11 protein-coding genes are annotated in these 8,908 nt (G+C 66.1%); 5 read left to right on the top strand and 6 right to left on the bottom strand.

Features of this window, described 5'->3' with window-relative positions; translation table 11 throughout:
• Nucleotides 1-9 precede the first annotated feature (9 nt).
• Nucleotides 10-591, top strand: coding sequence for an HAD family hydrolase (locus tag ACH4DZ_RS18320; protein ID WP_398288158.1), 582 nt, complete (start codon nt 10-12; stop codon nt 589-591).
• A gap of 106 nt (nt 592-697) precedes the next feature.
• Here ACH4DZ_RS18320 and ACH4DZ_RS18315 read toward each other — a convergent pair whose 3' ends face one another.
• Genes ACH4DZ_RS18315 through ACH4DZ_RS18295 form a run of 5 tightly spaced genes read right to left on the bottom strand, consistent with a single transcriptional unit; the run spans nt 698 to nt 4,555 of the window.
• Nucleotides 698-844 carry a hypothetical protein gene (locus ACH4DZ_RS18315; RefSeq protein ID WP_398288157.1) on the bottom strand — a complete coding sequence of 49 codons (147 nt, stop codon included), beginning with the start codon at nt 842-844 and terminating at the stop codon, nt 698-700.
• A 39-nt stretch (nt 845-883) separates the two neighbouring features.
• A complete protein-coding gene (locus tag ACH4DZ_RS18310; protein WP_398288156.1) occupies nt 884-2,275 on the bottom strand; it encodes an amidase family protein in 1,392 nt (463 codons plus the stop codon).
• Entirely contained in the window at nt 2,272-3,465 is a 1,194-nt protein-coding gene (locus ACH4DZ_RS18305) for an MAB_1171c family putative transporter (protein ID WP_398288155.1), read from the bottom strand. Before ACH4DZ_RS18305 ends, ACH4DZ_RS18310 begins: the two co-directional genes overlap by 4 nt.
• Before the next feature lie 13 nt (nt 3,466-3,478).
• A complete protein-coding gene (locus ACH4DZ_RS18300) occupies nt 3,479-4,024 on the bottom strand; it encodes a hypothetical protein (protein WP_398288154.1) in 546 nt (181 codons plus the stop codon).
• 24 nt (nt 4,025-4,048) lie between these two features.
• Complete coding sequence (locus ACH4DZ_RS18295) at nt 4,049-4,555, bottom strand: hypothetical protein (protein ID WP_398288153.1); 507 nt, start codon at nt 4,553-4,555, stop codon at nt 4,049-4,051.
• 323 nt (nt 4,556-4,878) lie between these two features.
• Here ACH4DZ_RS18295 and ACH4DZ_RS18290 point away from each other — a divergent pair, with 323 nt between their 5' ends.
• Together ACH4DZ_RS18290 and ACH4DZ_RS18285 are read left to right on the top strand one after the other, a co-directional pair.
• Entirely contained in the window at nt 4,879-5,325 is a 447-nt protein-coding gene (locus ACH4DZ_RS18290) for a hypothetical protein (RefSeq protein ID WP_398288152.1), read from the top strand.
• 412 nt (nt 5,326-5,737) lie between these two features.
• On the top strand, nt 5,738-6,187 hold the full coding sequence (locus ACH4DZ_RS18285) for a hypothetical protein (protein ID WP_398288151.1): 450 nt from the start codon (nt 5,738-5,740) through the stop codon (nt 6,185-6,187).
• A gap of 920 nt (nt 6,188-7,107) precedes the next feature.
• On the opposite strand, the gene ACH4DZ_RS18280 is transcribed toward ACH4DZ_RS18285, so the two are convergent.
• A complete protein-coding gene (locus tag ACH4DZ_RS18280; protein ID WP_398288150.1) occupies nt 7,108-7,668 on the bottom strand; it encodes an ATP-binding protein in 561 nt (186 codons plus the stop codon).
• A gap of 190 nt (nt 7,669-7,858) precedes the next feature.
• On the opposite strand from ACH4DZ_RS18280, the gene ACH4DZ_RS18275 reads away from it, so the two are divergent.
• Nucleotides 7,859-8,689: a helix-turn-helix domain-containing protein gene (locus ACH4DZ_RS18275; RefSeq protein WP_398288149.1), complete on the top strand. Its 831-nt coding sequence runs from the start codon at nt 7,859-7,861 to the stop codon at nt 8,687-8,689.
• Entirely contained in the window at nt 8,686-8,889 is a 204-nt protein-coding gene (locus ACH4DZ_RS18270; RefSeq protein WP_398288148.1) for a DUF397 domain-containing protein, read from the top strand. The genes ACH4DZ_RS18275 and ACH4DZ_RS18270 overlap by 4 nt, the downstream gene beginning before the upstream one ends.
• Nucleotides 8,890-8,908 lie beyond the last annotated feature (19 nt).

Genomic DNA, 8,908 nt, shown 5'->3' with positions numbered 1-8,908 from the left:
GACTGCGGGATGGAACCGGACTTCGCACGCTACGACGCCTTGATCATGGACTGGGACGGGACGCTCGTCGACTCGCAGCCCCTGAACTTCCGCTCGCTGGCGATCGCATTGGAGCCGCACGGCGTCGCGCTGGACCAGCTCTGGTACCGGGCACGTCTGGGGGCTTCCGGCGACGATCTGCTGACACAACTGGGCGTCACTGCCCCCTTCGACGACATCCTCACGCACTGCGGAGAGCTGATCATCCGGGACATCCACTCACTGGCTCAGTTCAGCACCGTCGTCCAGTGGGTGCACCAGGGGCGGGAGTTGGGCCTTTGCTGCGCGGTCGCATCCGGTGGAGGCGACGAAGTCGTGCGCGCTGGCCTGGCCGCGACGGGCCTGGAGCCACTGTTCGATACCATCGTCACCCGCCGCGATGCGGTGCACGGCAAGCCCGCTCCCGACCTCTTCCTCACGGCTGCGGAACGCTTGGGTGTCGCCCCCAGCCGGTGCCTCGTGGTGGAGGACGCTGACGAAGGTCACGCCGCGGCCCGCGCCGCCGGCATGGACGCGATCGACGTACGGCCCCTGACGACTTCCTCATGGTGACACCGCCGAACGAGAAGGACCCCGGCACGGTGCGTGTGCCGGGGTCTTCGCGTTGTACGGGCGCGCCTCGCCTCACCCCCGTGAAGGCAGGACGCACCCGGGTCTGTCAGGCCGTCAGGGCGGGAGCCTGCGGCGGGGTGGGCAGCGTCTTGGCCAGCAGCTTGGCCACAGCGATGACGGTGCGGTCGGACAGGTAGGGGCCGATGATCTGGACGGCGAGCGGCAGACCGTCGCGGGTCTGCCCGGTGGGCATAACCACCGCGGGCAGGCCGACGGGAGAGGCCAGGTTGACCTAGCTCGTCTGGTCGAAGAAGCTGCGCTTCTCGCCGTCCACGGTGATGTAACGGTCCGCGGCGGGCACGGACGTCTGGTCGAGGACGGCGGCGGTCGGCGCGGCCGGGGTGATCAGCACATCGTGCTCGGCGAAGTAGGCGGCCCACTTCGCACGCAGCTTCTGCCGGTCCTCGTCGGCCCGTGCCCAGTCGCGGTGACGCATGGTGCGGCTCTTGAGGTAGCGAGCGGACGGAGCATCGTCAGCAACAGAGTCGGCTGCCTTCACCTCTCCGGCGAACGCCTCGTCGGTGGCCGAGGCTGCGGAGGTGGCGTACATCAGACGCTCGAACAGGGTGTTGCTCGCCTCGAAGTCCACGGGGCGCGTCGAGTCGTCGACGCTGGCGCCGGAGGTACGTAGGGCGCTGGCCACCTGGTCCATCAGGTTGCGTGTCGAGGCGTCCACGCGGCAGAACGCATCGTCGGCCCAGAGGCCCACCCGGTACTGGCCGAGGCGGGTCGTCGACGGGGCGGGCAGGTCGATCTTCCACGCGGCGTTGTCGGCCGGTGCCGGGGCGGCGAGGACGTCCAGGAGCAGGTCGAGGTCGGCGGCGTCCCGGGCGATCGGGCCCAGGGTGAGCATGTCGCTGGACGTGAGCCAGCCGGGCGGCCGGGGGATGTGTCCGCGGGTGGGGACGATCGGGGAGGTGCCACGTGAGGTGCGCAGGGCGAACACGCCGCAGTACGCGGCTGGCAGGCGCAGCGATCCGGCGAGGTCCGATCCGACCTCCAGGGCGCTGAGGCCGGTAGCGACGGCGACGGACGGCCCGCCGGAGGAACCGCCGGCGGTGTGGTCGGGAGAGAACGGGTTGTTCGTCTTCCCGAAGATCATGTTGCTCGTCTGGATGTCCTGGCACATCGTCGGCACGTTCGTCTTGCCGATGATGACGGCTCCGGCCTGGCGGAGCAGAGCGACTACGTCCGCGTCGGCGCTGGGGACATGGTCGCTCAGGTCGGTGCTGCCGCACGTGGTGCGCAGGCCCGCCGTCTCCAGAGCGTCCTTGACCGTGATGGGCAGGCCGTGGAGCGGGCCCAGGGTGCGGCCGGTCTCGGCAAGGTGAGCATCTGCCTTGTCGGCGGCGGCGCGGGCACCCTCTGCGTCCAGGGTCACCACGGCATTCAGTCCGGGGTTGACCTTGGCGTGGTGGGCGAGCACCTGGTCCAGGAGGGCGCGGGCCGTGATGGTGCCGCGCCGCAGGGCAGAGAGCTGGGCGCGTGCGGTCGAGCGGTACGGGGCGGTGCTGTTCATGGCGTCCTTGGTTGCTGCGGCTGAGGGTGCCGCGATGGCCGTCTTCGGCAGGGAGGCTGCGGCCACCGTGGTGGCGGCTGCGGCCAGGAGGGTTCTGCGGTTCACGTGCGGACTCCAGGGGCGCATGGGACCTCGGGCTTCGTCGACGGTGCCGTGAAGTAGTGGGCGACGCGGACGAGGTGGCGGAGGTCCTGCTGCGGGGTCGGGGTGTTCAAGGCCGCGTCAGCGTAGGTAGCCGGGCTGCTTACTGGCCCGTCCTCCCGTTGGAGGAGTGCGGCACAGATCTGGTCGGCAGTGACTGCGGCGGCCTGGTACTTCGCGGGGCGCCACCAGGCGGAGCGCCGGGTCTCAGCAAGAGCGCGCGCTTCGGGCGCGAGGTAGGGGCGGAGCTCGATCTGGGCGTCTCGGATCTCTACGACGCGCCGGTACAGGTCGAACGACCGGTCGCGGGAGTCCTTGGCGGGCTCGACGAAGACGATGCTCGGCTCCGCGGCGGAGACGGCCTGCCAGAGCCGTTCGAGTTGCTGGTACTGCTGGCGTTCCCGGCGGGCACCCAGCAGGCGCGCGGCCACGATGGGCATGAAGTAGCCGATCTGGGTCAGGGTGGCGCCGATGTCGCCGCAGATCCAGGCGTAGGGCTCGGCGGGCCGCACGCTGAAGCCGAACTCGGCTCCGAGGATGGCGCACAGGCGGATGCCGCTGTAGCCGAGGGTGATGACGGCGCCGACGGCAATCAGGCGCAGTCCCCGGCTGATCCACGGGTCCTTGATCTCTCCGGCGTACTTCCAGCACACGCGGGCGAGGTAGATCTCGGCAACCGTGTACGTGCACATGTAGAGCAGCAGGTACGCCTGGAACGCCGGGTCGTGCGCGTAGTACAGCGTGAAGTCCGTGGGGCGCTGCGAGACGGGAGTCAGGAGCGCGAAGAGGACTGCCATCACCGTGATCACCGAGATCGCGCCGGCCATCAGCAACTTCGCGCGGCGTGCCCCCTGCTCAGTTGGCTTCGTCCAGAACGCGAGGACGCTGGCCTGGAGGCCGAAGACGAGCATGACGCAGCCCTGCGCCAGGGGTACGGCGATGTTGGTCACGCCGAACACGCCGTCAATGCGTACCCACACCCAGGTCAGGGAGATGGCGTAGCTCATCGCGGAGAAGAGGTACGTGAAGGCGAGCGCGACGAGTGCAGGGTCGCGCTGCTGGGGGGTGCGCCAGGCCGTGCGTAGGTCGCGTAGGAGCAGCAGGAAGCCGGAGCCCGCGATGATCAGGCACAGCGGGTGGAGTATGTCTTTCACTGTTTCCGTCTGGTCAGTCTTCGCGCCGCATGAGCGTGCGCGTGATGCGGTCAGCCGACTCGCTCTGTGTTGCAGGGCGGCTGGTGATGACGTGTGCCTGAAGGAACGAGCCGATGGCTTCTGCCTCGCGCTCGATGGTCTCGGCGTAGTTCGTCCGTCCCAGGACGGTGGCCCACAGGTCCACATCGACGTCGCCGAGGATGATCCCCTCCTGGGAAGTGGGTTCCACGCGGTTGCCGCTGTGGCCCTTCAGGAGGTGGCCGAACTCGTGGGCGATGATGAAATCTTGGGCGGTGCTGGTGTCAGGGTCGTACCTGACGTAGTGGACTCCGCCACTCTTGACCACCATGCCGCAGGGCGTGTCTCCGCCGGCGGGGCGGCCAGGCGCGATCTGGATGGGCTCACCGATCAGGGTCTCGATGTAGCCGCGCAGATCGCGCACGCTCGACGCACGGGGGAGATCCAGAGACTGAACGAATCTGCGGCTCTCTTCGAGAACAGGGTCCACCGATATCGAAGGCTCAGCTTTGCCGGTGCGGCGTGAGCGGCGGCGCCTCATGGATCGCTCTCCTCGTGCTGGTGGTCAGGTGTGCTCCCGGCCGGTGTCGGGCTGGTCCGTGGGCTCGGTTGGTAGGCCTTCGAGTCGGCGGACCTGTTCGATCATTGCTGCGGCAGCAGAGAGACCTTCGTCGGACAGTCCGGCGGCCCGCATAGCGATGCTGGTCACCCGGGCGTCCTGCAAGCGTTTCAGGGTGCTCGCGCTCACTCCCTGCTCGTTCATTCGGGCCAGCTCGTCCAACTGCGCGATGAGCGCTTCGGGCGCCGCTCCCTCGCTCATACGTTTGGTGAAGCTGACGAGCTGCCGATGCAGCTGCTCCGGCGTCGCACCGTTGGCCTTGAACCCGTTGAGGCGATCGATCAGGCGGTTGATGATCTGGGCCGTGGCCCGGCTGGACCAGTAGTCCTTCGGCACGCCGAAGAAGTCTGCGAGCCCGTCCATGTTGTTCTTCGTCGGGTTGTCGGCCCGGCCGGTGCGAAGTTGCCACATGTAGGTGTTCGAGAAGCTGGGCAACCCCTGCTCCTCCAGCATCTTGACGACCGTCGGATTGGTAAACGGGCCTCTTGGATCGTTAGTGCACAAGAAATCTAGACGCTCCGCGAAGCTGCCCTCATCGGGCCCCTCCGCAGGCAACTGCGTCCCGTGGGCATGGGTCACGGCGGTGCCTCTCCCTCCATTCATTTCAGTTGACCTCGGTGAGTGCGACGATCAACCATCGGCTTAAGATGTTAACTCAGGTTGCTCGACCAGCTGGAGCTGGGTCGCTCGGGTGCCATGGGCGGGCTCCCTTACTGGGATCGTAGGAGCCATCGAACTAGTATTCGAGTAGGGCTCGACTGACGGGATGGATCAACGTGACGATTTCCCCCACTGAACGACGCCTGCAGACCATGCCGTCGACGATGTGGCAGCACCTCACGATGGACCGAGACATCACGTTCACCATCGGCCCAGAGACGAAGCCGGTCGACGCCATGGCCCGCGCCGCCGCCTTCGCGCGGATAACTTTGCCCATGCTCCTCAAGGACGCGCCCGGCACCGCAGCCGCGGCGAGCAACGCCATCAAGGTGCTCGCTGAACTCGTGGACATCACCGCGCGGGGCCGACACAGCACAGACGTGCTCGGCCGCGTCGCGTTCGACGGGGCGCACATCACCGTGTCCGTCGGCGAGATGGGCGGCGCCCTGCCCTCCCCGGAGGAGGAGCCCGGCCTATACCTCGTGCGCGCTCTCACCGACGACGTCGGCCAGTACTGCGGTGACGAGGGCGGCCACGTCACCTGGGCCTCAGTGCCCCTTTAGTCGATCACCCACGGCCTCGCCATTTCTCGCCTACTTACCGCACTGAAATGGGTGGCCTCTGATCTTCCGGAGCCAGCCGCAAGCTGGAAGTCGGGCTGGGGGCACCGCCGCCCAGAAGGCTCCGCAGTGATGCCGTAGGCCCTCATCAGGGCCACGATCGGGGCTAATTCCTCGTTGCCCGGCCCCTGCGATTTGAGTTCGGGTGAGTCATCGGTCGAGGCGCCTTATTGTGCCGCAAGGCTTAGCGCCTCTATATTCGCGGACCCATCGCTGGAGAATCCCTGCGTGCGCTGCACGATCCATTTGGGGAGTGATGCAAGTCACGAAGGGTGTCCACATGTTGGACAAAGGGTTGGGTGCCACTCTGGCTACCGCAACCTCAACTGTCAGTCCCTGCCCGTACGGTCGTGGCGTGATTGAGCACCCAGACCCCACGCTGCACCAGCTGAGTAAGGACGTCCTGGAAGCCGACGGCTGGCCTCCGTTCACCGGCATGTTTGATCTGCTCAACGAGTGGCCGGCTGAACTCCCGACGCGGAGGGGTGTCTATGTGTTCCTGGCGGGCGGCGAGGCAAGGATCACCTACCCACTTGGGGAGTCGTCGATCGTCTACATCGGCAAGGGGGGATCGGAGCGCGGAGTGCGTGGTCGGGTATCGCAGCACAGGGGGCATATCAAGCGTGGCCCTCACAGGAAGTACGTAGGCCATCCAGCGCACGAATGGATCATGGCCCGAGGTGGGTTCTGCCTCTACTCCCTCGCCCCCGACGTCTTCGGCGCGGCAGGGATGGAACGTAAGCTACGCGAGGCGTTCAGGTGTCTGCATCGCACCCGCCCTGTCGGCAACGGGATCGACGCGTAGAGAAGACGTTCATACGTAGCCAGCAAAGTAGCCACAGAGGGGCGCCGTTGATGCGTTGTCGCAGGTGATAGCGCTGCGGCGACTCTCCCCGGCGTACAGCCCGACTCGTCTGCCGCCACCTGCGGCTTTACTTTGGAAAGGGCCTCTGACCTGCGTCGGAGGCCCTTTCCGTTCTTTAATCCCTGCTGCCTCTGCGATAATTGCGCCCATCACAGCGTAGATGGCGGCGGCACGACGTCGGAATTTCCTGTTCTGCGAGTCATTCTTCGAGGCGGTACTCCTTTGTTAACCCGAGGGCTGCCGCCAGGTGCAGGAGCGTTGACGGCAGCCCTCAGGGTTTCACAGGAAGAGTATCCCTAGGTGAACTGGCGTCTACTGGAAAGCTGTTCCTCCGATGGCTTCGCCGATGTCGGGGAGACTCAAGAGGCCCGTGGGGTCGGTGCGGTTGACGGGGTCGCGGCTACTTCAGCCCGGTTCTAATCAACGGTCAAAATTCCAACAATAATTCCTGCCGCTATTGCGATCACCCATAGAGCTATTTGAATCTTCTTGGAATTAGTCACAGTTTGCCACTCATTTCTGTCCCTGTGAAGCAGTGCAGATTTCGCAAGAATGGTGCGGGAGGGTTGACTCCTCTCGGAGTCAACCCTCCCGCGATCTGCCTATTTAATCGGGAATGACACCGTCAGAGGGGTCAACGCAGGCCCACAGGTCTCCCGCTTCTTCGCTCCAGTCGTTTCCGTCTTCGTCCAGGACTGAATTTGTGCCATAGCAGGCCAGGACGTAACCCGGGGTTGGCTTTGCCCAACGCCCAACAGTCTTCGCTCCCGACTTCAGCGCTCCACCGATGTCGCCCCAACTGAGCTCCCCGGCGGACTTCTTCGCCGGTTACCGCCAGCAGAAGCAGGGCGAGCACGGCCTCACTGACGACGACCTCCGCGGCTGGCGTCCTGTGACTGCGACCCGAGGTCGTCGCGCAGCAGTGAAGCAGTAGCCAGGAGTAGATCGACTTCCGTGGGTTCAGGGGCCACCCGCTGCGTGCGTGGGTGGCCCTGTTGCTGCACGCGCAGTTCCGCCCACACGGTCTTGCCCGGGGCCGCTCGGCGAGGGCTGACGCCCCAGTCATCCGCGAGGGTTTCGACGAGGAGTAGGCCCCGGCCGGACTCGGAAAGTGAGTCGGCCGCCGGGGGACTGGGCGGCGGCTGCTTCTCGGCGCGGGTGTCGGTCACCTCGACGCGGACGATGCCGTCGGCCAGGACCAGGTGGAGGTGGAAGTCCCGGCCAGGAACGTGGCCGTGGCGTACGGCGTTGGCGGTCAGTTCGGCCGTGATCAGGGTGAGCGTCTCGTTGACCAGGGTCGTGTACGGGTGCCCCCAGTCGTCCAGGCGGTGCGAGACGAGTCGGCGGGCGAGGCGGGCACCGCGCGGTGTTGATGTGAAGCGCATGGAGAACTCGCGTTCGGGTGCGGAGTGCTCTGGCATATGCCCGTTCGGGGGAGTTGCTGACTTCATAGGGTCAACGATCGCCAACTCTGCGTAGCGTTGACCAGGAGTGATGCGCTGACGGGTACGGGCTGTACACGCGGGCGGTGCGCCTGTATTCGGTGTTGGCCGTGACCGGTTCCCGGGCCCCGAGTTGGCCGACTGGGCGGTTGTACGAGAGGAGCTGCGCATGGACGACGAGGTTCAGCAGCCGGAGTATGAAGTCGGAACGGGCATGCTGTGCGTGTTCGGACGGCAGTTGAAGCTGTTCCGGGAGCGGGCGGGCCTGGACCGGGCGAGGCTCGGGTCGCTGACCGGGTACTCGGCTTCGACGATCGCGTCGTTCGAGCAGGCGAGACGCATCCCGCCGCCGAAGTTCATCGACCAGGCCGATGAAGTGCTCGACTCCGGTGGGGTGTTGAGCGTGAGCAAGGAGGAGGTGGCTCGGGCTCAGTATCCGGCGTTCTTCCGGGATGCGGCACGGCTGGAGGTCAAGGCGGCAGCCCTGCATGTGTACGCGACGAAGGCAGTACCGGGGCTGTTGCAGACGGAAGATTACGCTCGGGCGGTGTTCGCCATGTGGCGTCCGCTGTTGGACGAGGAGACCATCAACCAGCGGGTTGCGGCTCGCCTGGCACGCCAGAAAACCTTCTCCCGGGCCCCGATGCCCACCATCAGCTTTGTCATTGAGGAGTTCGTTCTACGGCGACCGCTCGGTGGACGGGCCGTTATACGAGGCCAGTTGGAGCAGATTCTGCTGTATGGGCACCGGCGCAACGTGGAAATCCAGGTGATGCCGATCGAGCGGGACGAGCATGCTGGGCTGGAAGGCCCCTTCACCTTGATCGAGACGCATGAAGGGCAGAGGATCGCCTACGTGGAGGCGTACAAGGACAGCCGTCTCTACACGGAGCGGCGGCAGGTTCGGGAGATCGAGGAGCAGTACGGCATCCTTCGGGCCCAGGCGCTCACTCCGCGCGCGTCGCTGGCCGTCGTAGAGAAGTTGCTTGGAGAGAGATGAACGCCCAACAGCTGATAAAGCCGGTACCTGAGTCGGCCTGGTTCAAAAGCAGTTACAGCACGGGCTCGGGCGGCGAATGCGTCGAGGTCGCCACCCGCCCCGCCAGGGTCCACGTCCGGGACTCAAAGGACACAACCCGCGCCGCACTGGACGTAGAGCCCAAGGCGTGGGCCGCCTTCGTGGAGTTCGCGGCGCTCTGACAGAGGTGGCACCGATCGC

Origin of the sequence: Streptomyces sp. NPDC017991, from assembly GCF_044328075.1 — a bacterium.
GTDB lineage: Bacteria > Actinomycetota > Actinomycetes > Streptomycetales > Streptomycetaceae > Streptomyces.
The sequence above is the reverse complement of the archived record's forward strand: the minus strand, read 5'-3'. Positions and strand labels throughout refer to the sequence as shown.

Coding starts and splice junctions, on each gene's coding strand:
- ACH4DZ_RS18270 (WP_398288148.1), top strand. CDS start 8,686: ATGAACGCCCAACAGCTGATAAAGCCGGTACCTGAGTCGGCCTGGTTC.
- ACH4DZ_RS18300 (WP_398288154.1), bottom strand. CDS start 4,024: ATGAGGCGCCGCCGCTCACGCCGCACCGGCAAAGCTGAGCCTTCGATA.
- ACH4DZ_RS18275 (WP_398288149.1), top strand. CDS start 7,859: ATGGACGACGAGGTTCAGCAGCCGGAGTATGAAGTCGGAACGGGCATG.
- ACH4DZ_RS18295 (WP_398288153.1), bottom strand. CDS start 4,555: ATGCTGGAGGAGCAGGGGTTGCCCAGCTTCTCGAACACCTACATGTGG.
- ACH4DZ_RS18315 (WP_398288157.1), bottom strand. CDS start 844: ATGCCCACCGGGCAGACCCGCGACGGTCTGCCGCTCGCCGTCCAGATC.
- ACH4DZ_RS18320 (WP_398288158.1), top strand. CDS start 10: ATGGAACCGGACTTCGCACGCTACGACGCCTTGATCATGGACTGGGAC.
- ACH4DZ_RS18280 (WP_398288150.1), bottom strand. CDS start 7,668: ATGCCAGAGCACTCCGCACCCGAACGCGAGTTCTCCATGCGCTTCACA.